At 72.3% G+C, this 23,954-nt stretch carries 15 protein-coding genes; 4 read left to right on the top strand and 11 right to left on the bottom strand.

Annotated features, from left to right (window positions below):
- Positions 1 to 348: 348 nt before the first annotated feature.
- The gene (locus ABD841_RS33155; protein ID WP_344980029.1) at positions 349 to 3,042 is read left to right on the top strand and encodes a LuxR C-terminal-related transcriptional regulator; all 2,694 of its coding nucleotides are present in this window, start codon (positions 349 to 351) and stop codon (positions 3,040 to 3,042) included.
- Positions 3,043 to 3,168: 126 nt separating this feature from the next.
- Here ABD841_RS33155 and ABD841_RS33150 read toward each other — a convergent pair whose 3' ends face one another.
- Positions 3,169 to 4,533, bottom strand: a complete 1,365-nt coding sequence (locus ABD841_RS33150) for a cytochrome P450 (protein WP_344980027.1) — start codon at positions 4,531 to 4,533, stop codon at positions 3,169 to 3,171.
- A 77-nt stretch (positions 4,534 to 4,610) separates the two neighbouring features.
- A complete protein-coding gene (locus ABD841_RS33145; protein ID WP_344980025.1) occupies positions 4,611 to 5,309 on the bottom strand; it encodes a hypothetical protein in 699 nt (232 codons plus the stop codon).
- Between the two features lie 380 nt (positions 5,310 to 5,689).
- On the opposite strand from ABD841_RS33145, the gene ABD841_RS33140 reads away from it, so the two are divergent.
- From ABD841_RS33140 to ABD841_RS33130, 3 genes are all read left to right on the top strand, one after another.
- Complete coding sequence (locus tag ABD841_RS33140) at positions 5,690 to 7,012, top strand: NAD(P)/FAD-dependent oxidoreductase (protein ID WP_344980023.1); 1,323 nt, start codon at positions 5,690 to 5,692, stop codon at positions 7,010 to 7,012.
- A gap of 257 nt (positions 7,013 to 7,269) precedes the next feature.
- On the top strand, positions 7,270 to 8,049 hold the full coding sequence (locus tag ABD841_RS33135; RefSeq protein WP_344980021.1) for a neutral zinc metallopeptidase: 780 nt from the start codon (positions 7,270 to 7,272) through the stop codon (positions 8,047 to 8,049).
- A 492-nt stretch (positions 8,050 to 8,541) separates the two neighbouring features.
- Complete coding sequence (locus ABD841_RS33130; RefSeq protein ID WP_344980019.1) at positions 8,542 to 9,696, top strand: DUF3103 family protein; 1,155 nt, start codon at positions 8,542 to 8,544, stop codon at positions 9,694 to 9,696.
- 68 nt (positions 9,697 to 9,764) lie between these two features.
- On the opposite strand, the gene ABD841_RS33125 is transcribed toward ABD841_RS33130, so the two are convergent.
- The 9 genes from ABD841_RS33125 to ABD841_RS33085 form a co-directional block, all read right to left on the bottom strand.
- Positions 9,765 to 13,079: an ATP-binding protein gene (locus tag ABD841_RS33125; protein WP_344980017.1), complete on the bottom strand. Its 3,315-nt coding sequence runs from the start codon at positions 13,077 to 13,079 to the stop codon at positions 9,765 to 9,767.
- 364 nt (positions 13,080 to 13,443) lie between these two features.
- On the bottom strand, positions 13,444 to 14,715 hold the full coding sequence (locus ABD841_RS33120) for an MFS transporter (RefSeq protein ID WP_344980015.1): 1,272 nt from the start codon (positions 14,713 to 14,715) through the stop codon (positions 13,444 to 13,446).
- A gap of 255 nt (positions 14,716 to 14,970) precedes the next feature.
- Entirely contained in the window at positions 14,971 to 15,627 is a 657-nt protein-coding gene (locus ABD841_RS33115) for an ArsR/SmtB family transcription factor (RefSeq protein WP_344980013.1), read from the bottom strand.
- A gap of 281 nt (positions 15,628 to 15,908) precedes the next feature.
- Positions 15,909 to 16,658 carry a glucose 1-dehydrogenase gene (locus tag ABD841_RS33110; RefSeq protein WP_344980011.1) on the bottom strand — a complete coding sequence of 250 codons (750 nt, stop codon included), beginning with the start codon at positions 16,656 to 16,658 and terminating at the stop codon, positions 15,909 to 15,911.
- Between the two features lies 1 nt (position 16,659).
- On the bottom strand, positions 16,660 to 18,978 hold the full coding sequence (locus ABD841_RS33105; protein WP_344980009.1) for an acetate--CoA ligase family protein: 2,319 nt from the start codon (positions 18,976 to 18,978) through the stop codon (positions 16,660 to 16,662).
- 61 nt (positions 18,979 to 19,039) lie between these two features.
- The gene (locus ABD841_RS33100) at positions 19,040 to 20,629 is read right to left on the bottom strand and encodes a class I adenylate-forming enzyme family protein (RefSeq protein WP_344980006.1); all 1,590 of its coding nucleotides are present in this window, start codon (positions 20,627 to 20,629) and stop codon (positions 19,040 to 19,042) included.
- A gap of 51 nt (positions 20,630 to 20,680) precedes the next feature.
- Positions 20,681 to 21,022, bottom strand: a complete 342-nt coding sequence (locus ABD841_RS33095) for a VOC family protein (RefSeq protein WP_344980004.1) — start codon at positions 21,020 to 21,022, stop codon at positions 20,681 to 20,683.
- Positions 21,019 to 21,381: a Zn-ribbon domain-containing OB-fold protein gene (locus ABD841_RS33090; protein ID WP_344980002.1), complete on the bottom strand. Its 363-nt coding sequence runs from the start codon at positions 21,379 to 21,381 to the stop codon at positions 21,019 to 21,021. Before ABD841_RS33090 ends, ABD841_RS33095 begins: the two co-directional genes overlap by 4 nt.
- 31 nt (positions 21,382 to 21,412) lie before the next feature.
- Complete coding sequence (locus ABD841_RS33085) at positions 21,413 to 23,836, bottom strand: protein kinase domain-containing protein (protein ID WP_344980000.1); 2,424 nt, start codon at positions 23,834 to 23,836, stop codon at positions 21,413 to 21,415.
- Positions 23,837 to 23,954: the final 118 nt, after the last annotated feature.

Below are 23,954 nucleotides of genomic sequence, written 5' to 3'. Positions count from 1 at the left end.
ACCGACCTACGACACGCCCCCAGACTCATCCGCCCACCCCTGAACGACTGGCGGCGGGCCCTCGCGACGGACGGCCTGGCCGCCTGGCTCGCGACCGGGCCGCCCCGGCACCGGCCCGACGCGCGGACATCGGCCGGGTGACAGCCGGCCACGGCGCGGCGAACGCCGCCGCCGGCTGTCACCGTCCCGGAGAGGGTGAGACGGGCGGGAAAGCGCTCGGAAGTCGACGGTCACCGTCTTCCTCGGCGACCTCGGGTGTGCTTGCCAGGCCGGCCGGCGGATGCCCTCGGTGAGGCGGAGCGTCAACGGTCCCGATCGGAGATGTCACCCATGAGGGAAGGAGAGTACGTGACGACGTGGCCATTGGTGGGGCGTGACTCCCAGATGGCGGTCTTCCGGCGGGCGATCGCGGACCGGCGGGGACAGGGCTTCGCCGTCTACGGCCCCGCGGGCGTCGGGAAGTCGCGGCTGGCGGACGAGTGCCTCGACCACGCGGTCAGGTCGGGCATGCGAGGGCGGCGGGTCGTGGCGAGTGCCGCCGCCACTGCGATTCCCTTCGGCGCGGTCGCCCACCTCGTCCCGCCGGGAGTGGACCTGTCCGATCCGGTGGCGGTCTTCTCCGCCGCGGCTCGGGCGCTGGAGGATCCCGAGCGGCGGCTGGTGGTGTCGGTCGACGACCTGCACCTGCTGGACAGCATGTCCGCGGTCCTCCTGCGGCAGCTCATGGACGCCGGCGTGGTGTTCGTCATCGCCGCGGTCCGGTCCGACCAGCCGATGAGTGAGGCCGTGGCCGCCCTGCTGCGGCAGGACGCCGTCTACCGGGTGGATCTCGACGGGCTGGATCACCAGGCGGTGGAGGCCCTGCTGCCGCGGGTCCTCGGGGGCGCCGTGGGGCGGCACGCCGTCCGGGAACTGCTCACGGTAAGCCGCGGCAACGTCCTCTGTCTGCGCGAGCTCGTGCTCGGTTCGCTGGCCGGCGGACGGCTCACCTACGACGGCGAGATATGGGAGCTGACCGGGGGGCTTGCCGTCACGAGCAGGCTCACGGAGCTGATCAGGGCCCGCCTGTCCGACGCCGCGACGGAGGCCCGCCCCGTCCTGGAACTGCTGGCGCTGTGCGAGCCCGTGTCGCTCGCCGACGTCGAAGCCGAAGCCGGCACGCGGATCCTGCCGGAGCTGGAACGCATGGATCTCATCCGCGGCACCCTGGACGGAGGACGCGTCAGCGTCAGGCTGGCCCATCCGCTGTACGGCGAGACACTACGCGCGGACCTGCCCCTTCTGCGCCGCCGGGCCATCCTCCTGCGCCAGTCGCAGCGCATCGAGGCCCACGGCGCGCGTCGCAGGGGAGATCTCCTGCGGATCGCGATGTGGCGTCTGGAAGCCACGGGGGCGGCCGACCGCGCACTGCTGACCCGGGCCGCGGCCCTGGCCCGGCACGCTCACGACTACCGAGGGGTGGTGACCCTGCTGAGCGGTCTCCGTCCTGAGGACCACACCACGGAGAGCCGCCTGCTGCTCGGCGACGCGCTGCTGGAGCTCGGCAGGTTCCGGCAGGCTGACACCGTACTGGCCGAGGCCCACGAGAACGCCTGCGGCGAACGCGAGGTGGTGGCTGCCGTCAGGGCCCGGACGCACAACCTCTTCTGGCTGGGGGCTCGCGTCGACGAGGCGTTGGCCATCAATGACGCCGCCCGTGACCGGGTCGGCGACCCGGCGGGCCGGGAACTCCTGCTCTTCAACGAAGGATGCATGCTCGCGGTCTCCGGCCGGCCCGCGCGCGCCGTCGCCCTGCTCGACTCCCTGCCGTCCGACATCGCCGACGCCGCGGACGCCAACGCGTGGATGATCGGTGCGCAGATGAAGGCCGCCGCCTTGGCCGTGACAGGTCACACGCGTTCCGCGGTCCGGCTGGTCGAGCATGCCGACGAGGCGTGCCACCATGTGGACGAGACCGTACTCGTGCCCCACCCGGCGTCGAAACTGGTGTCCATGGTTCTCGCGCTGTCCGAGGCGGGCGCCTTCACCCAGGCGCTGCGGACGGGCATGCGGGGCTCGGCCGAACTGCTCGCCGTGAAAGCGTGGTTCCCCCACCTGTGGCTGACATTTCACATGGCCCGCAGCGAATGGCTGGCTGGGCATCCGGTCACCGCACGCCGGCTGTACGCCGAGACCGCGGCCCAGGCCCGCACGTACCATCACATCAAGATCCTGCGGCTGACGCTGTCCGGCCTCGCCGCCGCCGCGGCCGTCCTGGGCGACCTTGCGGCCGCCCGCGCCGCGCTGCGGGAGAGCGATTCCTTCCCCGCCACGGGTTACCTGGCGGGGGAGGAGCGTCTGGGTGAGGCTTGGCTGCGTGCGGCCGAGGGGGAGGTCGCCGCAGCCCGGAACGTCCTCGGGGAGGCGGCTCGCGCGGCCCGCGCGGCCGGGCACCTGACATCTGAGGCGCTGCTGCTGACCGACCTCGCGCGGTTGGGGGCGCCGGAGGCCGCCGCTGTCAGGCTCTCCGAGCTCGCCCGCGGATGCGACGGCGAGCTGGCCCCGGCCAGGGCCGCCTTCGCCGTCGCACTGGCTGCCAAGGACCCTGAAGCCCTCATCATCTGCGCCGAGACCTTTGACGCCATCGGGGCGGATGTGCTTGCCGCCGAGGCGGGCACCGCTGCTGCCGCCGCCTGGCAGAAGGCGGAGCAACCGCGCCGGGCTACGGCGGCGACCCTGCGCGCGCGGTCCGCCCTCGCCCGCTGCCAGGGCGCCCGCACGCCGGCGCTGGCGCCGGCCGTCGCGCCCGGCGTGACCGCGTCCCCGCTGACGAAACGGGAACGGGAGATCGCTCTGCTGGCCATGACCGGCGCGTCCAGCAAGGAGATAGCGGCCCGGCTGATGCTCTCCGTCCGCACCGTTGACAACCATCTTCAGCGGATTTACACAAAGGTGGGGGTGACCACCCGCCGCCAGCTCTCCCATCACCTCAGGGCATTCTCCCTCGGCAGTCCTGCGCCGTCGCAGGCGATCCATGCGTCACCCTCGGGCACCGTGTCCTGAGGGGTGGTCTGATCCGGTTCGGGCGTGTGGCGGTCGGCGGGGCGCTCGGGCACGACATCCCGCGTCAGGAAAGCGCGGCCGGATGCCGGTCCCGGGTGCCGGCGGGCCGGGTGAACGTGGTGACGATCATCCGCCTGAGGCCGGCGTCACCTCGACCGGGAGTTCCTTGATGCCATTGACCAGATTCGACCGCACTCGCCTGACCGGGCCGATGAGCCGGGCACCGCTGATCCGCTGCAGCAGTTCCTCAAACATGATCTTGAGTTCCAGGCGTGCCAGCGCGCTGCCCAGGCAGAAATGCGGTCCGCTCTTGCCGAAGGCGAGATGGTCGTTGTTCTGCCGCCCCACATCGAAGCGGTACGGCGCGTCGAACACGGACTCGTCGCGGTTGCCCGACGCGAACCAGACGGCGACCTTGTCACCGGCCTGTATCGGCGTGCCGCCGATTTCCGCAGCACGGGTCGCCGTCCGGCGGAAGTAGTAAACCGGCGATGCCCACCGTAGGAACTCCTCGACGGCGTCCGGCATCAGCGAGAAGTCCGCGCGGAGCCTTTCCAACTGCTCCGGATTCTGCATCAACGCGAGCATCGCGTGGGATATGGTGTGGCGCGTCGTCTCGTTCCCCGCGAGGACGAGAAGCAGGAAGTAGTTGTCGAACTCGGTGCCCGACAGGGGGACGCCGTCGACGGGCACACCGTTGACAAGGAGGCTGACCAGGTCCGTGCCCGCGTTCGCCCGCCGCTTCGCGGCGAGGGACCGTCCGTATTGGAAAAGCTCAAGCGAGGCGGGGCTGCCGAACGGCAGATTCCGATGACCGTCGCCACTCGCGTTCTCACCGTGGCCGTCCGAGTAGTCACTGTCGCCGGCGGCGATGATGCGGTTCCCCCAGTCGACGAACTTGTGTGTATCGCCCTCGGGAACATCCATCATCCTCGCGAGCACCTGTATCGGGAATTCCGCTGAGATCTTGCTGACGAAGTCGAAACTGGTTCCCTCTGCGAGCGCGTTGTCGAGCGTCCGGACGGTCAGGTCGCGGACGAGGTCCGCGTACCCGGCGATCGCCCGGTGTGTGAACCGGTGCTGCAGGAGACGCCGCAGTGCCGTGTGCCGCAGGCCGTCGATCTCCAGCATGGAACTGCGTGCCGCGATGACGGAGTCGTCTTCCACCTCTTCGAGGGTCACGAACTTCTCGGACGTGAATGTGCCGGGGTCCTTCAGGACGGCCACGATGTCGGCGTGCCGGGTGACCGCCCAGAATCCCTTGTTCGGAGCAGGCTCGGGTTGCCAGTGAACCGGGGACGTGCGACGCAGTACGTCGAACATCCGCCAAGGGGCGGCAGCTTCGGTGAAGAGATCCATGTCCGTGAGATCGACGGCGTCGGCTGTCAGCGGAGAGATGGATTGTGGCATTTCGTGTTCCGAGTCCTCTGGGGAGACGTGGTCTGGACGGCGCCCGGCGGCGAATTCCGTCCGGGCGATGATCGTGTCCACCTCGGCCCGGCCCGGCCCGGCCCGGTCCCGCGGCCCGCTGCCGGTGAACCGGCCCGTATCACCGTGTCGGGTTGCTCTCAGACCCTCTGGGCCTGCCGATCCACATGCGCGAGCAACTCTTCACCCATGTCGATGAAGCCCTGGAACACCTTGTCGACCAACGCCCGCGCTTCCTTTTCCTGCTGTTCGGTCAGCACGATGGCGGCGAGGTCGTTCTCGATGTTCTCGGTTCCCATCGCGTGGCCGCTTTCGAGATCGAAATGCGCTTCGCCGAAGTAGTACAGCTGCTTCCCGGTCTCCGCCCGGAACGCCTCGGCGACGTCACGCCACTTGTCGAAGGTCCGGTTGCCCGCCGCCTCGACGGCCTCGACGATGACCAGGCGCATCGTCGGGTCGGCGGGAGCGATGAGGCCGGTGAGCGAGTAAACCACCTGCCGCGTCCTCGCGGTGCCGTCGCCCCACAGCATTTCGAGTCTTTCGGTGAAGGTCGCGGCGTCGTCGAATCCCAGAACACGCAGGTCCTGCAGGAACATGCCGAAGTGGTGGTCGTCCTCCTCCGTATGCGTGTTGATTATCCGCTGGAGAGGGTCGCTGCTCGTCTCGTCGCGAAGCACGTACTTGTTGATGTCGGCGAAGGCCATGACGAAGGGGGCCATGGCGGGGGCGAAACTCAGCTTCCGCGCCGGGGTGATTCCGGGATCCGCCATGCGCCTGAGGAATTCGGTTTCGTCGAGCGCGAGTCTCCGCCGCTCGATCAGGTCGAGGATTCGCTGCATTTTCCGCTCCTTCTGTCTTTCCGGTGGACGGGCGTGGTCCACGGCTGCCCGGCCGACTTTATTCTTCGCGGGGCACGCCGGCTTGAGTAATTTCTACTCACCTGCCGCCCCGGCAGGCGGATGGAAATTACTCAAGTGCCGGGTGGTCCCCGCGGATAAGCTTCCACCGGCTCCGGCGGCAGGGCGGCGGATGATCCGCTCCGGTTTTTCCCGCATGTCGGCGGCGTCGAGACGGCATGACGCCGGAACGAATCCGAACCCCTTCGGGGCCGTGGGGGATGCAGCAGGGCGCGCCGGCCTCCGTCCTTCCGCCGTTCCATCACGGGTCGGCCCGGCGCATCCCGGTGAGTCCGGCGCATTCCTATGAGTGAGGAGAAGGAATGAGACGCGCGATCGTCCTTGGCGGCAGCATCGGCGGAGTGCTCGCGGCCCGCGTGCTGAGTGGCCATTTCGATGAGGTGACCGTCGTCGAACGCGATGACCTACCGGCGGATCGCCCACGGCCAGGTGTCCCGCAGAGCGCGCAGATGCACATTTTGCTGGATGCCGGCAGGACTCAGCTGGACAGGTGGTTCCCCGGTTTCTCCGACGGCATGCTGTCGCGCGGGGCGGTCCTCGCCGACGTCGGATCGACCGCTGCCTTCTATCTCAACGGCCACCGCAAGGTCCCGGTCCCGGGCAACGAGGTGATCAGTTCGACGCGGCCGTTCCTGGAGTCGTACGTGCACAGCCGCTTGGCGGAGTGCGGGAACGTGGTCTTCCGCAAAGGGCGCGCCCGTGGACTGCGGTTCGATTCGGGCAGGGTCAGCGGTGTCCTGTTCTCCGGAGGCGACGACGCGGACGGTTCCGAGACCCTGTCGAGTGATCTCGTGGTGGACGCCATGGGCAGGTCCAGCCGGTTGGGCGAGTGGCTGGCCGGAGCGGGCTGGCAGCCTCCGGCGCTGGAGCGCCTCCACGTGGACCTCGGATACGCGACGGCCCTCTTCACCCGGGACCCGGCTGACTCCGGCATGCTCGCCGTCCACTCGCTGTCCCTGCCGGACTCCGGCATGCCGAGGCTGGCAAGCATGGCGGCGGTGGAGGGGAACCGCTGGATCGTCGTGGTCACCGGCTACGCACGGGAACGGCCCGTCCGCGACACCGAGGACTTCCTTGAGAGGTGCCGGCAGGATCCGAGCGGCCATTTCGGCAAGGCCGTCGGCCTGGAGAGGATGCTCGGAGGCGTGGCCACCTACCGCCACCCGGACAACCGCAGGAGAGCCTTCAGCCGGCTCAGCCGGTTCCCGGGCGGGCTGGTGGCGCTGGGAGACTCGGTCGCCTCCTTCAACCCCATCTACGGGCAGGGCATGTCGAGCGCGGGTCTGCACGCCGCGTGCCTCGACGAATACCTGAGGGGCGGGCCGTCCCTGTCGGAGCCCGCACGTGACTACTTCGAGAACGTCGACAAGGTCGTCGCCGCCGCCTGGCAGACGTCCGCGGCAAGCGACGCACTGCTGCCGCACTCGTCCGCCACACCCACCAGACAGGACCGCGCGGCCAAAGTCGTGATGGATGCCGTCCTGCGTGCTTCTCTGGTCGACCGGGAGGTGCACCGCCGTTTCCTGGACGTGGCCAACATGCGCGCCCATCCGAACACCCTGCTGCGGCCGGGGACGCTGTTGCGGGTCGCCCGGCGCTGGAGGACGGACGTCAGCCCCGTGTGAACCGTCGAGGCTGTGACAGGGCGAGTCGCGAACACGTCCACGGTCCGTTCACCGGTCTGTCCAGCCGGAACCGCACCGCTGCGTCCGGCCGGACGCAGCGGTGCGGCGGAGTTGATCTCCAAGAGGGTTGCAAGTCACCGCCAAGCCGGTGTGAGCAGACTTCTTCACGACATCACTCGTGGGCGTGGCCGCGCCTCGTGGCCGACGTTCTCCCGGACATCCCGGACGCGAGTCCGAACCTCAATGGGCTGAAGATCATGCACCTCCCCCTTCTGCGGGTAGTCTCCGGCGCGCTGGCGAGCCTGCTCCTCACCGGCACGGCCGACGCGGTCGCCGACGACCCGCTCAGACCGGTCCCCACGGGCAAGACCGCGCTGGTCGACAACCCGATCTACAAGACAGGTGAACTGGAGCCGCAGAACTGCCCGGAGCCACCGGTCCGCCATGTCGGTTCCGCCAAGGGCGCCGAGAGCTACCTCGCCGCCATCCTCAAGTGCCTCGACAAGAGCTGGACGCGCCAGTTCGCCAAGGCGGGGCTGCACTTCTCCACGCCGAAGCTGAAAATCGTCACCCGCTCCGGCGTGGACGACGGCTGCGGCGAGTTTCCCGAGGGCGCCCAGGCGGTTTACTGCGGGGAGGACAAGACGATCGTCGTCCTCCTCGACAAGGCCGCCCTCGACGACGCGGATAGCCTGTTCCTGTTCCAGGTCATCGCCCACGAGTACGGCCACCATGTCCAGGAGTACACCGGGATCAGCCACGCCTTCTTCTACTGGAAGCACCCCACCACGAAGGCGTTCAGAGCCGATCAGCGCAGGTACGAGCTCCAGGCCGACTGCCTGAGCGGCGCCTTCATCGGCAGCGTCCGGCACTCCCTGGACCGTTCCAAGGAGGACTTCGCCTACCTCCGGCTCCTCGGCACGGACAGCTCCACCCACGGCAAGGCCAAGAACCAGGCATACTGGCTGACCCGAGGCTTCCAGGGGAAGGGCCCCGGCGCCTGCAACACCTTCGCCGCCACGTCCAGGGTCTCTTGACGGTTCCACCCCGGACGGGCTATCCTCCACCGCCCCGGATGGCGGCCGCCCGGCAGTCGTCGGTGGTCGTGGGGCGGGAGCCGGGCTCCTCCGCGAGCGGCCCAGGCCGGCCTGGGCCCGGTCTGGAAGACCCCTTGTGACCTCACAAGTCCTACACGGCCGTCACCGCGTCGGCCGCTCGACGGAATCGGCCCGCCACTCCTCGGGGAGCCGGGAGAGCGCCGGTGGCGAGGGGGTTCACCACCCGCGGCAGCGGCAGGGTGAGACTGGTACGGCGTTATAAGTGACTCACAAGGGTCCGGTGTGACGCTGCTTCAGCACCGGAGACACCGCGCGGTGTGGACGTCGTCCACGCGGCCGCCGCGGTGTCGATGTTGCCCGAGCACCGCACCGGCTCCCGCCCGGTGACGACGCGCGTTTCCCGTGACGCCGTCCCGCCGAACCCGCCGGTCTCCGCTCGGACTGTCCCCCCCATGCGTGAGGAAGGTCCACGTGAAGAAGACCGCCACAATCGCCGCATTCGCCCTGGCCACCACCCTCGCCGGCATTGCCGCCTCGCCCGCCGCGACGGCCTCGCCGGCCCAGCCGTCGCAGGCGGCGGCGTCCGCCGCCAACGACCGGGCAGTCGCCATGGACGGCTACAAGCGCCACCTCGCCGGGGAGGTGGCGCGCCGGCTGGGCGAGCAGCAGTTCCGGGACGCGCTCGTCCGCGAGCTGACCGACGACGGCCAGGCCGACCTGGCGGCGCTGCTCGGCTCGGTGCCGAGCGCGAAGGGCGTCGCCGAGTACGCGCGCAACGCCAACAGCGAGATCCTCAAGCTCAAGGGCGTCCAGGCCGAGGAGTCGCTGCTGCAGATCCGGATCGACCCGAAGATGGTCGAGCGGATTTCGGCGGGCGAGGCGCTGGTGATGGCCACCCCGTCGGGTGACGAGAAGACGGTCCGCACCGTCGTCGCCTTCGACGCGAAGGGCCGCAGCCACGAACTCGACGCCTTCAAGGCGCCCGAGCGCCCGGTGCTCGTGGTCGGCCTCGACGAGCAGAAGTCCGTCGAGCTGGCGCAGCGCTTCGTCCGGCAGCGCCTGAAGGAGGCGGGCGTCGCCGGGATCGACCGGGCGGTCACCGAGGAGCCCCAGCCCCAGGCTCAGCAGAACGCGGCTGAGACGCGGCCGGTGCAGATTCTGGACGGCGTCCGGAACATCAACGACCACGAGCCCTGGTACAAGGGCGGACCGGAGATCTACGCCTGGGTCACGGGCCTGGGCAGTGACGGCACCGCGCGTGTCGACCAGGTCTGGATGCCGTACATCCAGAAGGAGAACGCCACCTACAACCCGGGCCAGACCCTGATCGAGTGGAACAACTTCAAGTGGACCTCGCTGGACGTGGTCTTCATGGAGCACGACGAGAACGCGGACCTGTCCGGGCTCGCTCGCGCCATCGTGGAGGCGGCGCTCGTCGCCAGCGGCTACGGGCAGTACGTCCCGCTGGCCGACAAGATCATCGCGGGCCTGCCCAGCGGCTGGACGAAGGACGACGACGACTACGTCGACTCCTACTACAACGTCAGCGCCAACAGCAGGGGCAACATCCCGAGCGCGTCCAACCCCCCCGGCATGGGCATCTCGCTCGACTACAGGTGGGTCTGAGATAGTCCCCGGTGGCCCCGGCGCGTGCCGGGGCCACCCTCGCGTCTTCCGGCCCCGCCCGGCTCCTGTCATCCCGCCTGCGGCAGCGGCCGGTGCCATCCGGGTGCGGACAGGTCCGTGCTCGTCGCGCGTTCTCTCCAGGCCGGCAGTCCCGCTTCTCCGGCGAGCCGCGCGAGCGTGGTCAGATGCCGCGTCGCCGCGTTCCGGTCCCCGATCGTGGCGGCGAGCGACGCGAGGAACCAGTCCACGGGGCCCAGGAAGGCGATGGCGGTGCCCACTGATATCCGTCCGCTGTGGGGCAGCAGAGCCGAGTAGGTGGCCGCACATGCCCGGATGTCACCGACCGCCACCTGCGCGGCTCCCTGGAGGCAGGTGAGGGTCAGCCACGACCAGTCGCGGGGAAGCGGGAGCCACCCGTCCCGGGTCAGGCCGCGTGCCTCTTCCACCCTGTTCTGGGCGCAGAGCAGCAGGACGCGCAGCGCCTGATCGCCGCCGGAGTTGACGCCGGTCACCGAGTCGATCAGCGGAGCCGCCTCGGCGATGCGTCCACGCTGGTACCGAAGGAGAATGCGGCCGAAGGCGACCACCGAGCTCCGGTACCACATGCCGATCGACTCGGTCTGCCGGTCGGCTTCGGCGTAGAGGTCCTCGGCCTCGTCGTACCGTCCCGCGAGCGTGAGCCGCCCCGCGCGCCACAACGTGTGCTGGAAGCGCGGCCAGGGCAGCGGCATCCAGGCCAGCATGGCGTCGCAGCGCTCGGCCGCCTCGTCCGCTCTCGCCAGATCGAACTCCTCCAACCGGCGGTGGGTCAGCATCATGCGCGCGAGCAGCTCGAACTCGGGCGTCTGCGTCTTCAGGGCCAGGTCCTCCAGCTCCTCGGCGACGCGCAGCACCTGCCGGGGATAGAAGGTGCCGGGTATGGAGAGGTAGCGCGCGTTGAGCATCCGCATCAGGAGATGCGAATCCCCGCACCGCCGGGCGATCTCGACCGCCTCCGCCGAATAGGTGTGACAGCGGGGGTCGTCGGTCCCGTCGTACAGTTCCTGCGCCAGACCGCCGAGCAGCCGCGCGCGTTCGGCCCCGCTGTTCCCGGGGAGCGCGCGCAGCGCCAGCTCGAACCGGCGAACCAGCCGGAGCTCCACCGCCTCGTAGGGGTTGCGGAGATTCCAGATGCAGGGAGCGTCGAGCGCGGTGAGCGCCCGCGCGACCAGCATGGGGCGGTCTCGCCCGTCCACGCGGTCGGCGATGCGTATCGCCTGGCCGCGCACGTCTCTGGCGGCGAGGACGTCGCCCGCCTCCAGCAGCGCGTGAACCTGGCGGAGCAGCAGCTCGACGTGATCGGCGGGGGCGCCGGAGGAGGCGCCGTGGGCCTCCACCGCGCGGGACCACCACGTGGCCGCCTCGCGATAGGCGAGGCGGAGGCTCGCCTGTTCGGCCATCGCGGCCGACCAACGGGCCGCCTCCCCGTACGCCGTCGGGCCGGCCTCGATGGCGTGCTGGGCGATGACCGCCACGTCGACGCCCGGCCGGGTGGCGAGGACGTTCATCGTGTCCCGATGGATGATCGCCTTACGCAGGGGCGGAATCTCCCGGAGGAGGGTCTCCCGCACCAGGTCATGCGCGAAGGCCATCCGGTTCGCCACGGTCACGACCAGCCCCGACTTGACCGCCTGATCCAGCAGGTCGTACACGGGCCCCGGCCGTACCTCGGCCACGACGTCCGCGTCGAACTCTCTGCCGATCACGGCTGCCGCCTGCAGGACGTCGCTCACGTGCGGGCCGACGGCCGCGAGCTGCTGGTGGATCAGGCGGGCCACCGCGTCGGGAACGGTGTCCAGCGGGCGACCCTGGGCGAGCACCCGGACGGTCTCCCGGACGAAGAAGGGATTGCCTCCGGTGCGCCGGGTGAGCACGCGGGCCGTCGCCTCGTCGATCTCGGTGCCCAGGTCGGCCGCGATCCCCCGGACCGTGGCCGGGTCGAGACCGTTGAGGCGGACGCGGAGCAGGTCGCAGCGAGCACACCTGTTGAGCAGGGCGTCGACGCCGGAGGGCCGGGCGCTGTCCCGGTACGCGGCCACCAGGGTGAGCGGGACGTTCCGTCCCGAGTCGAGGATGAGCGTGACCACGTCGCCGGTCAGCTCCAGCGTCGCCTGATCCGCCCAGTGCAGGTCGTCCATGATGATCACGAGTGGCCGCGTCCGGGCCGCGGCGGTGAGCCATCCGGCGATCGCCTGGTGACGCTGGAGCCGCGCCCTCTCCGTCGAGCCTTCAGGCGTCTCCTCGTCGAGAAGTCCGGCCAACGCCTGGCGGTCGGGAGGGGGGTGGATCCGCGCCAGCGAGGTGAGGATCCTGATCCACGGTCTGAGGGGAAGGGCCTGTTCGAGATCCTGGCAGCCGCCCCAGAGCACGAGGTGATCCGACTCGGCGCACCGCTCGCGGAAGGCGTCCAGGAGCCAGGTCTTGCCGATGCCCGGTTCGCCGCTCACCGCGATGGCGTTCACGGTCCCGCGGCCGAGCATGGCCTCCATCTCGGCGAGCTGAAGGTCCCGCCCGTGCGAGGGCCTCTCCTCGGCGGCGGGGGCTCGAAGCGAGGTCACGGCCCTCGCGGCCGGCGTGACCGAGACGGGCTCGGGCCGCGGGGCGAGCGACGGATCCTGACGGAGGATGTCCTCCTCCAGCGCCCGCAGCTCGGGGCCGGGATCCAGGCCGATCTGGTCGGCGATGAGTCCTCTGGCCCGGCGCAGCGCTCCCAGCGCGTCGGCCTGCCGTCCGTTGCGGTAGAGCGCGAGGGCCAGCAACCACCACAGTCGCTCTCGCAGCGGGTGCTCGCCGATCTCGGTTTCCAGGTCGTGGATCACCGCCTGGGGCCGTCCGAGATCCAGCAGCACCCGCGCCCGGCGCTCGACCGCCACCAGGCGCAGCTCGCACAGGCGGTTCACCTCGGCCACCGCCCACAGCTCGCTCGCGAACTCGCCGTACGGCAGGCCGCGCCAGAGCCCCAGCGCCTCCTCGAGGCGGGCGAGCGTCTGAGGGGAGGGGTCCTGCTCCGCGTCGGACACGAGCCTGCCGAACCGCAGCGCGTCGATGTCGGTCGTGGCGAGCCGGTAGCCGGGCCGTCGCGCGACGAGGAGCCGGGGGGGTGTCCGCGGGGCGCGTTCCGGCTCCAGGGCGCGGCGCAGGTTCGACACGTAGACGTGGAGCGAGGCGAGGGCGGTCGCCGGTGGCGTGCCCCGGTACAGGTCGTCGATCAGCGTGTCCGTCGGGACGACCGCGCCGGCCGCGACCACGAGCCGGGCCAGGACGGCGCGCTGCCGTGGCCCGCCGAGACCGACGGGGGCGCCGGCGTCACGTACTTCGAAGGGACCCAGAACCCGGAAATCCATGCCTTCACCCTGACACCAGTAGATGCGGCGACTGTTTTATGACCCTTTTGTGGGTGAATATACGGTTTTAGGTTGTATGGAGCTAATGTTGTGACACGGGCGGTACGGTCGGCCTCAGGCGAACGAGGCGTCGTTTCTTTTCTCCTCCAGAAGATCAGCTTTGGATAGACCTCTTGGGCTTGACTTGTAAACGGATGAAAAGTCGGTTGTGGACGGTCCGTTCCGCGCCGGCGCCCAAATTCCCCGGACACCGGCATGGGCCTGCGTAAACACCCGGGGGAGAGAACACGTATGAGAGATGAACGCTGCCCGTCGGATCGTCACCTCGCCGGCCGGTGGCCGGCGTTCGCGGTCGCGGGCCGGGTCACCGCCCGGCGGCGGGCCGGGGCCGGGCGGCGTAGGCGATGACGGGGAGGACGGCCAGGGCGAGGATGCCGCCGCCGAGGGACAGCGCGGTGAAGCCGCCGACGGCGACGACGACGCCGGAGGCCATGCCGCCGCCCGCGCCGGCGATGGCGATGGCGACGTCGACCAGCCCCTGGGTCTTGGCACGGGTGGCCAGGGGGACGGTGTCGGTGATGATGGCGGTACCGCTGACCAGGCCGAAGTTCCAGCCGAGCCCCAGCAACGCCAGGGCGGTGGCGAGCAGCGGGACGGAGGCGGGGGGCGCCGCGGCGGCGAGGACGCCGGCGGCGAGCAGGGTGACGCCGGAGGCGGCGGCGATCCACAGCCGCCCGAAGCGGTCGACGAGCAGCCCGGTGAGCGGCGAGGGCAGGTACATGGCGCCGACGTGGATGGCGATGACGAGGCCGGAGGCGGTGGTGCCGTGGCCGTGGGCGTGCATGTGCACGGGGGTCATCGTCATGATCGCGACCATGACGAGCTGGGTGAGGACCATGACGGCGGCGCCGAGGGTGACGCCGCCCGCTCCGCCACGCGGGGTGCCGCCGGTGGAGCCGCGCTCCTCGGCGGTGCCCGTCGCGGTGGGGGTCCGGGCGTCGAGGGCGCGGGCGAGCAGGAGCGGGTCGGGGCGCAGCCACCCGGCCAGGACCACCGCGGCGGCGGCGTAGGCGGCGGTGGCCAGCAGGAAGGGCCCCGCGAGATGGGGAATGCCGACCGAGTGGGCCAGGGCGCCGGTGGCGGAGGCGAGGTTGGGGCCGACCACGCCGCCGACGGTGGTGGCGACCAGGACGGTGCTGACGGCGCGGCCACGGTGCCGGGGCTCGGCGAGGTCGGCTCCCGCGTACCGGGCCTGGAGGTTGGTCGCGGTGCCGGCGCCGTAGACGAACAGGGCGGCGAACAGCAGGGGCGCGTTGCCGGCGACGGCGGCGACGACGACGCCGAGGCTGCCCAGGGCGCCGGTGGCGTATCCGGCGGCCAGCCCCGGGCGGCGGCCGCGGCGCTGGGAGAAGCGGCCGACGGCGACGGCGGCGAGTGCCGAACCGGCGGTGAACAAGGCGCTGGGTACCCCGGCCAGGCCGGTGGAGCCGAGCATCTCCTGAGCCAGCAGGGCGCCGACGGTGATCCCGGCCGCGAGCCCGGCGCCGCTGAGGACCTGGGAGATCACCAGGACGGTCAGGATGTGCTTCTGCGCCGCGGAGGGCGCGTCGGCGGTGGTGGCTGCGGGGTGGCGCATCGTTCTCCAGTGGTGTCGGGCCGGCCGGCCTCAAGGGCCGGGACGGGACCGGCCGGGTGACGGGGTCGTGTTCGGGCGGCGGCTACGGCCGTCCGCCGCGGGGCTTCCGAGGGGGCGCCCGCCGGGCGGGACGGGCGCGGGTGGTACGGCGACGCCAGGGGGGCGCGGGTGGTCACGACGCCAGGGGGCGCGAGGGCGTGGAGTCGCACGCACGTCCGGCCGCCGCCGCCGCCGCCGGCGTCGCCCGCGGGGCGTTCACACGGCGACCGGCAGGCCGGCCAGACGCCATTCCAGCATGCCGTCGGCCAGCCGAGCCGCTCGGAGGCCGCCGGCGGTCAGCCGGCGCACGGCTTCGTGGGACAGCACGCAGTAGGCGCCCCGGCAGTAGGCCACAACGGTGCCGTCGGCGGGCAGTTCGGCCAGGCGGGCGGCGAGTTCGTCCAGGGGAACGGAGATGGCGCCGGGGATGTGCCCGGCGGCGTACTCCTCGGCCGGTCGCACGTCGATCACGGTGACGTCGCCGGCCGCGACGCGGGCCAGCAGTTGCTCGCGGGTGACCTCCTCGGTGTCGTCGGCGCCCAGGTAGGCGGCGCGGGCGCGATCGACCTCGGCGAGACGGGCCGAGGCGACCTCGCGCAGGTGCGCCCAGAGGGCGGCCACGTCGGTGCCGGCCAGCCGGTAGAAGACCCTGGTGCCTTCCTTGCGGGTGGCCACCAGGCCGGCCTGCCGGAGGATCTGCAGGTGGTTGGAGGCGGTGGTCACCCCCAGGCCGGCCGCGGTCGCCACGGCCTCGACCGAGCGCTCCCCCTGGGCCAGCAGGTCCACCAGCTCCAGCCGCTTCGCCGAGGCCAGCGCCTTGCCGACCGCGGCGAACGCCTCGAACAGCGCCGTCTTGCCCGTCGTCTCACCCATCGACAGTCCTCCATAAATCCTTGGAGGACTGTAGTATCCGCCGGGTGGAGGGGCAACTCGACGCACGACCGCAACGCCGAGGGTGGGCGCCTTCCCACGACAGGCCCGTGCTCCGCACCGGACCGGTCGCCCATGCTTACGGCCTCGTCGTCGGACCGCGGAGCCACCGGGGAGCGGAACCGGGCCGGCTCCGCCGCCTGTCCTCCGGCGGCGGCCGGGTCATCACCGTCCGCTGGACCGTCACCCTCGGCAACGGCTTGGCGCCCGCAGGGCGGCAGACCCTAGTAGCCCGCGCCGGTCAGGAGGCCGCCGTCGACGGTGAACTCGCTGCCGGTGCAGTAGCTCGCCCGGTCCGAGGCGAGGAAGGCCACCAGGTGGGAGACCTCGACCGGCTCGGCGAAGCGTTTGATGACCATGGACTTCACGAACGCCGCACCGTCCACCTCGGCCGCGATGCCGGGGTCGGCGACCATGGGGGTGTCGATGGCGCCGGGGTGCACCGAGTTCACGCGGATCCCGAAGGGGGCGAGTTCGCGGGCCGCGGCCTTGGTCACCCCGCGGACGCCGAACTTGGAGGCGGAGTAGGCGGACAGGCCCGCGGCGCCGATGAAGCCCTCGATCGAGGAGATGTTCACGATCGAGCCCCCGCCCGCGGCCCTCATGGGGTCGATGACGGACTTGACGCCCAGCCAGGTGCCCTTGAGGTTGACGTCGAGAACCCGGTCGAACTCCTCCGGCGTCATGTCGGCGATGCGGCGGAACGTGAGGATTCCGGCGTTGTTCACCAGGACGTCGAGCCTGCCGTACGTCTCCAGCGCGGTGTTCACCGCCCGCTCCCAGTCTTCCGGCCTCGTGACGTCCTGGTGGACGAAGAGCGCCCCGGTGGCCTCCGCGAGCGTCTTGCCCTCGTCGCCGAGCACGTCCCCGAAGACGACCCGGGCCCCCTCGGCGAGGAACAGCCGCACGTGGGACTCGCCCATCCCCCTGGCCCCACCGGTGATCAGCGCGACCTTGCCGTCCAGAAGACCCATCTCAAGCTCCTCGGGTGAAACGTTTGGCGGCGGCGACGGCCACGGCGGCCGCCTCCATCGAGCGGTAGACGGGGATCCCGGCGCGGGCCGTGATCGCACGAACCTCGTCCTCGACCCCGGGCGGCGCGCACTCCCCGTTCCTGCACACCAGGGTGATCCTGACCTCCGGCAGCTCCTCCTGGGCCCGGGCGAGGTCGCGGGCGTAGGCGTACAGGGGGTCGGCGGAGGTGCCGAAAGTGAAGAAACTCTGCACGTTCACGTGCGCGACGACATCGGGGTACGGCCGTCGCGCCACGATCGCCGTGACGACCTCCCGGACGAGCTCCGGGCGGGCCCGCGGGCCGACCGGGATCTCCAGCGGGTTGGCCGACGACGTCCCCGCCGCCCCGGCGCCCAGGGCGCCGAGCGCCTTCCCGGTCCCGTCCGGCAGCGGTGCCAGGTCCAGTCCCGCCGCGTCGAAGACGTCGGCCGCCAGCACGCTCGCCCCGCCGCTCGGGCCGATCACCAGGACGGAGGGGTCCTCGGGCGCGCCGGGGGCGGCGCGGGCGAGCCGGGGGGCGTGGGACTGGAAGAACGACAGGGTGCCGACCAGGTCGTCCTGGCCGGTGACGAGGGCCGCGCCCGCCTGGTCCGCCAGGGCCCGCCAGACGCGGCCGTCACCGACCATGCCGCCGGTGTGGGAGGCCGCGGCCCTGCGGCCCTGGCCGCTCCGGCCGCCGACCAGCAGGACGACGGGGAGCCGGCCGCGCACCGACATCAGGGCCTCGAACAGGGCCCGGCCGTCCCGGGGGTCCTCCAGGTACATGCCGACGACCGAGGTGTGCTCGTCCGTGGCCAGCCAGCGCAGCAGCTCGGCCGGGGTGACATCGGCGGCGTTGCCGACCGTCGCCACCCGGCTGAACGCCAGCCCGCGCCGCTCGCCGACCTTGATCACCTCACCGGCCAGCCCGCCGCTCTGCGAGATCAGCGCCACGTGCCCCGGCGGTCCCTGCCGCCCGCCGACGAAGGTCTGGCGGCCGCGCGGGCTGTAGACGCCCATGCAGTTGGGCCCGAGCAGCCGCGTCCCGGCCTCCCGCGCGGCGGCGACCAGCCCGGCCTCCAGCTCGGACGCCCCGGCCTCGCCGAACCCGCCGCTCATCACCTGGACGAACGGCACGCCCGACGCCTGGCGTACGACGTCGGCGCAGCGGCCGGCCGGTACGGCGACCAGCGCGTAGTCGGCGTCCGCGTCCGCGAGCGTGGGCACCGCGGGCACGCCGTTGATCTCGTCCGCCTCGGGGTGCACCGCGACCAGCGGTACCCCGGTGGCCTTGTAGAACTCCAGGAACATGTTCCCGAAGTTCGGCCTGCCCGCCGACGCCCCCACCACGGCCACGGCCCTGGGCTCGAACAGCGCGGTGAAGTCCTGCGCTCGCCGCCCGGCGCTTTCCGGCGGGAAGGGTGGCCGCGGGGCGGCGGGTGTTCGCGCGGTGCCGGTCGTCTCCGGAGCGGCGGGCGCCTGCCGGACCAGAGGTGCCCGCCGGGCCCGGGGCGCCTGCGGGGCGGGCAGGTAGCGCGCGTCCACCGCGACGGCGCCGTCCCCGGTGGCGATCACCGGGTTGATCTCGAACTCGCCGAGTTCCAGCCGTTCCCACAGCCCGCCCCGCCCGCCGATCGCGAGCAGCAGCCGGACCACGGCGTCCACGTCCGCTGGCGGGCGGCCCCGGTGACCGTCCAGCAGCGGCGCGCCCCGCAGGGAGGCGAGCATCCGCCGGGCGTCGTCCTCGGAGACCGGGCACAGGCGCAGCGCGGTGTCACGCAGGACCTCGGTCCAGACGCCGCCCAGCCCGGCGAGCAGGACGGGCCCGAAGCCCGGGTCGCGCACCACGCCGACGATCAGCTCGACCCCCGGCGCGGCCTGCTCCTCGACGAGGAAGCCGTCGGGGGCGATGCCCAGGCGGGCCAGCCCGGCGAGCATCTCGACGGCGGCCCGTTCCGCCTCGGCCGGGCCGGCCAGCCCCAGCCGTACCGCCCCGGAGTCCGACTTGTGCACCAGTCCCGGCCCGAAGGCCTTGACCACCAGGGGCGGGACCAGCTCCCCGGCGGCGGAGGCGACCTCGCCGGGAGAGTCCGCCGTCACCCCCCGCGGCACCGTCACGCCGTACTCGCGCAGCAGCGCCTTGACCTCGTGCTCGAAAGGCGCGGCCCGCTCGCGGGCGGCTCCTCCGCCGGACGCGTCCGCGAAGCGGCCGCGCTCATCGGCCCGCGCGCTTCGCCCGTTCACGTGTCCTCCGCCGGAGGTGTCCGCGAAGCCGCGGTGCTCCCTGGCTCGCTCGTTCACGTGTCCTCCGTCAGAGGGGTCCGTGGGGCGGCCGCGCCCGCCGGCGTGCCCGTCGGCTCGGTCACGCCTCGTCCAGGAGGTGGTGGTACCTGTCCCGGATCTCCCGCCGCAGCAGCTTGCCCGGCCCGCCGGAGGCGTCCTGGAAGTGGGGGAGCTCGGGGGCGACGACGACGTGGTCCGGGCGCCGGTGGGCGGGCAGGGCCTCGGCGAGGGAGAGGGCGACCTTGGCCGGGTCGAGCGAGTGGCCGGACCGGGCGACCACCGCCAGCAGGATCCGCTGCTCGACCGCGTCCCGGCCCTCGGCCTGCGCGGGCACCCCGACCGCCCCGGCCTCGGCGACGCCGTCCAGCGCCACCGCGGCCTCCTCGACCGACGAGGGCTGCGACCAGACTCCGCCTTTCAGGATGGAGTCCTCGCGGCGGCCGAGCACGGTCAGGGTGCCGTCCTCGCTGAGGACGCCCAGGTCGCCGCCCACGTACCACTCGCCGCGCAGCACCTCCGCGGTCTTGTCGGGCAGCCCGTCGTACCCGGCCATGCGGTGTGGCCCGGCGAGGTTGATCTCACCGACCTCGCCGACCACCCGCTCGCCGGAGGGGCCGGTGACGCGCACGGCGTTGCCGGTCCTGGCCCGGCCGGAGGAGCCGAGCGGGGTGCTGCCGTCGTCGACCCGGCCGAAGCAGGTGTAGGGCGCCTCCGTCTGGCCGTAGTAGGAGTAGACGCCCGCGTCGGGGAGCCGCTCCTTCATCCTGGCCAGCAGCGCCGCGGGGAGCGGTTCGCCGCCCAGCATGATGACCCGCAGGGACGACAGGTCCACCCCCTCGTGCTCGTCCGACCCGAGCAGCGCCGCGTAGAAGGAGGGGATCTGCGAGACGTGGGTGACCCGCTCGCGCGGGACGACCTTCAGGAAGTTCCCCGGGCCCCAGTCCTGTTCCAGCACCAGCCGCATGCCCGCGTACAGCGCGGGGCCGACCAGCGCGGGGAAGCCGATGCCCCAGATGATCGCTCCGGTGCCGAGCACCGAGTCCTCGGCGCGCGGGACGTCCAGCCAGATCTGCGCGGTGGCGAGCGACGAGGCATGCGTGTGGACCACGGCCTTGGGCAGCCCGGTCGTCCCCGAGGTGTAGTAGAGCGCCAGCGGGTCGTCGCCGGAGGCGCCCAGCGCGGGCTCCTCCTCGGGGGCGTCACCGGTGAGCGCGTCCAGGTCGACGGCGTCCGCACCGGGACCGCCGACCTTGATCCAGCGGGTGATCTCCGGCAGTCGCGGCCGGATCTCCGCCACGGCGCGCTCGACGGTGGAGTCGTAGACGAACGTGTCGGCCCGGGAGTGCGCGACGACCGCCCGCAGGGTGTCGACCGGCCAGTACGGGTTGAGCGCCGCGGTGACGGCGCCGAGCTTGGCCGCCGCCAGGTAGACCTCGGCCACGTGCAGGGTCTCGTTGAGGAGCGCGGCCACCCGCTGCCCCGGCTCGACCCCGGCGGACGACAGCGCGTGGGCGCGCCTGTTGACGAGCCGGTCGAGTTCGGCGTAGGTGAAGCTCTGCTCGCCGCAGTAGGTCAGCGCGACCCGGTCGGGGGTGCGCAGGGCGTTGGCGGTCAGGACGGCGTGGGCGTAGTTGCCGTAGGGGCTGCCTGCCGGGGTCGGGCGCGCCATGGCTGGCCTCCGTTCGGGGGAGGGGGCGGGGTGGGTCGCGGGCGAGGGGCGTCAGCGGGGTGAGTAGAGGACGAAGACGTTGCCGGACGGGTCGCGGAGCACGGCTCTGACCTCGTGCGGACCGGCCTCGGGCTCCCGGACCAGGACGGCTCCGGCCTCCGCCAGCTCCCGCGCGGCCCGCGCGACGTCGTCCACCTTGTACGAGGGGGCGGTGGCCTCGCCCGCGACGCGCTCTCCGGCCGCCACCAGCGCGACCGTGGCGCCCCCGCCGTCCAGGGCCGCGAACCGGTCGCCGTCGCGGAACCTGACCGCCAACCCCAGGGCACCCGAGTAGAAGGCGATCGCCCCGTCCAGGTCGTCCACGGGGATCAGGACGTTGCCGAGCTTGCTCAAGCGGGCCTCCACTGGGGCAGGTCGTCGACGAAGGTCACGCGCACCGGCATGCCGATCCGAACCAGGTCCGGCGGGCACTCCACCACCTGCCCGAACGCCCGTACCCCTTCGGGCAGGTCGATCCAGGCCAGCACGTACGGCTCCCGTCCCCGGAACTCCGGCACGAACGAGCGGTGCACCACGGTGAAGGTGTGCACGGTGCCGTCGCCGGAGACGGGTTCGTAGGGCAGGTCGGTGCCGCCGCAGTGGGGGCATTCGGGGGCGGGCAGGTGCACCCGCCGGTCGCAGGCCGTGCAGCGTTGGATGACCAACTCGCCGCGACGGCAGGCGTCCCAGTAGGTGAGCGTGTCAACGGTCATCGATCGCCAAGCTAGCGCACGCTTGGTTGCCTCACAAGATGTCGTCTTCGCCGGTTCCGTCCGGGATTTCCGCGCCCCCGGTGGGTTCCTGCCGCGGGGAGGGGTCCGGCCGCGGGCTGGACGTGCAGGCGGGCAGGTCGAGCCGCACGTCCCGGGCGGCCATCTCACCCGCCGGGACGGTGGTGATCGTCACCAGCCGGACGGCGTGTCCCCCGCAGTCGGGGAGCGCGGCGAACTCCCCGGTGATCCGGCGCGTGTAGTCGGTGGCCCCGGACAGCCGGAGCTCCTGCGTGGTGCTGGTCAGCGCGTCCCCGCGGGTGACGACCTTCTGCGCGAACCCGAGCCGCACGGTCACCGGAGAGGTGTCCGGCGTTCGCACCCGGAAGCCCACCGTGGTGCCGTCGAAGGAGTCGATCGAGACCGAGGGCGGCGCGCACTCCGGCCCCCTGACCGTGATCTCCCTGGTCTGGGCGCCGTTGGCCGCGGGCCGGTCGGTGACGACCGTCACCCCCAGCACCGCCCGCGCGCCGCAGGGAACCTCGGCCGCGGGCCGGGAGAGGGTCACGCTGTAGCCGGTCTCCCCGGACAGCGTCCTGGTCTGCGTCTCCAGGGTCCTGGCCGGGCCGTCACCGTCCCCGCGGGTGAAGGTGGCGCGCAGGAGCACCCGGCCGGGGCCGCCCGCGCGGATCCGCACGGTCGCCGCGGTGCCGTTCCAGGCGGCGATGTCCACGCTCTCGACCGGGGGCGCGCCGCACGGCTCGCCCCGGACCGTCTCGGTCCGGCTGCGCGTGCCGTTCGCGGCCTGCGGGAAGGTGGAGACGGTCACCCTGCGGTAGAGCGTCTGCCCGCAGGCCGGGACGGTGAAGGCGTACGGGACGGCCCGGGAGTAGGTCGCGGACCCGGTGAGCGTGACGCTGCGCGGGGGCGCCTCCCGGAGCCGGTCCGGGTCGTCTCCCTCGGCGAAGGTGACGGTGAGCACGACGTCCGCCGGGGTGGAGGCCCGCAGCCCGATCGTGGCCCCGCCCGCGTCGATCCCGGCGACCGTCAGGCCGCTGACCGTGTGCACCGGCTCCGGGGGCCGCTGCGTGCCCGTCGGGGTGGGGGTTCCCGTGGGTGTGGGTGTGGGGGTCGCGGTCCGCACGCGGGTCCGCGTCGGGGACGGCGACGGCGGCCGGGTGACGGTGCCCGGCCCGCCGGGGCCGGCGGTCTGCGCGGGCGGCGCGGCGCGTCCGGTGGCCGAGGTGGGCGGCGACGGTTCCGGCGCGGGAGACGGCTCGGCCGGGCTCGACCCCCCCGGCGCCACGGGCGACGGGCCCCGCCGGTGCGGCGTGGGCGTCTCCCCGATCACCGTGGGGCCGGGCGGCGGGGTGAAGATCGTGTCCGCGGAGAGCCGGTCGGGCGGGCGGTTGGCCGCGATCAGCCCGGCGGTCACCGCGACGGTGACCACGCCGACCCCGGCCAGCGTCCGGGGGCCCAGCCGGGGACGGCGCATCCGCCCCACCCGGCCGAGCACGGTCCGGGCGACCGAACTGCTCGCCCGCGGGGCCGGCTTGGCCAGCGGGAACGCCAGCGCCAGCAACGTGGCGAGCTCGGCCAGATGCCGTCGCCCGCGCTGCTCCCACTCCGGCCCGTAGGCGGCCAGCGCCGCCGCCTCCAGCTCGTCGAGGAACGCCCGCGCGCTCGCCGGCCGGTCCATCGGGTGCTTGGCCATACCCCGCGCGACCAGCCCGCGGACCGAGCTCGGCACCTCCTCCACCGGGATCGGCGCGTTGCGGTGCCGGTGCATCAGCGCGGCGCGGTGGTCGGCCCGGTACGGGCGGTGCCCGGTGAGACACTCGAAGAACACGCAGGTGGCCGCGTAGACGTCGGTCGCCGCGCTCGCCGGGGCGTCCTCCCACTGCTCGGGGGCCATGTAGGCCGGGGTCCCCGCGGGCACGCCCGCCTCCCCGACGTGCGTGGCGATGCCGAAGTCGGCCAGCTTGCTGGTGCCGTCGGCCTGGATGAGCACGTTCTCCGGCTTGTAGTCGCGGTGGACGACCCCCGCGGCGTGGGCGAACGCCAGGCCCAGGAGCGAGCCCTTGAGCACCGTGAGCGCCGCCTCGGGACTCGTGCTGCCGTGCTCGGACAGGATCTTCCTGAGCGCCACCCCGTCGACCAGTTCCATCACGATCGCGGCGTCGAGCACGTCCTCGTAGTACTCGTAGAGCTGCACCACGTTCGGGTCGCGCAACTCGACCATGACGCGCGCCTCCTCGCGGAAGCGCGCCAGGAACCGGTGGTCGTCCTTCAGGGTCGCGTTGAGGTATTTGATGGCCACGTAGGCCCCGGTGGGGGCGTACGTGGCCAGCACCACGCGCCCGCCTCCGCCGACGCCGAGCTCTCGAATCTCGCGGTATCCCGGAACCAATGCAGTCCCCCTCCGAGTGCCGTCGACTTGTTCGACGGTCTCACCCACGCGGTTGGTTGTCACGGTTGGCGAACTTTGGCGGAGGGTGACGTGAGCATCGTGCCGAGTAGCCGATCCGCCCGCATGTTAGGCTCCGAGCGGTAACCAAGCAAGCGCTCGGCTTAGT

Origin of the sequence: Streptosporangium fragile, from assembly GCF_039534445.1 — a bacterium.
GTDB lineage: Bacteria > Actinomycetota > Actinomycetes > Streptosporangiales > Streptosporangiaceae > Streptosporangium > Streptosporangium fragile.
The sequence above is the reverse complement of the archived record's forward strand: the minus strand, read 5'-3'. Positions and strand labels throughout refer to the sequence as shown.

Bases quoted from the DNA above. Each gene is read 5' to 3' on its own strand.
- ABD841_RS33145 (WP_344980025.1), bottom strand. From the start codon at position 5,309: ATGCAGCGAATCCTCGACCTGATCGAGCGGCGGAGACTCGCGCTCGAC.
- ABD841_RS33140 (WP_344980023.1), top strand. From the start codon at position 5,690: ATGAGACGCGCGATCGTCCTTGGCGGCAGCATCGGCGGAGTGCTCGCG.
- ABD841_RS33135 (WP_344980021.1), top strand. From the start codon at position 7,270: ATGCACCTCCCCCTTCTGCGGGTAGTCTCCGGCGCGCTGGCGAGCCTG.
- ABD841_RS33125 (WP_344980017.1), bottom strand. From the start codon at position 13,079: ATGGATTTCCGGGTTCTGGGTCCCTTCGAAGTACGTGACGCCGGCGCC.
- ABD841_RS33120 (WP_344980015.1), bottom strand. From the start codon at position 14,715: ATGCGCCACCCCGCAGCCACCACCGCCGACGCGCCCTCCGCGGCGCAG.
- ABD841_RS33115 (WP_344980013.1), bottom strand. From the start codon at position 15,627: ATGGGTGAGACGACGGGCAAGACGGCGCTGTTCGAGGCGTTCGCCGCG.
- ABD841_RS33110 (WP_344980011.1), bottom strand. From the start codon at position 16,658: ATGGGTCTTCTGGACGGCAAGGTCGCGCTGATCACCGGTGGGGCCAGG.
- ABD841_RS33100 (WP_344980006.1), bottom strand. From the start codon at position 20,629: ATGGCGCGCCCGACCCCGGCAGGCAGCCCCTACGGCAACTACGCCCAC.
- ABD841_RS33090 (WP_344980002.1), bottom strand. From the start codon at position 21,381: ATGACCGTTGACACGCTCACCTACTGGGACGCCTGCCGTCGCGGCGAG.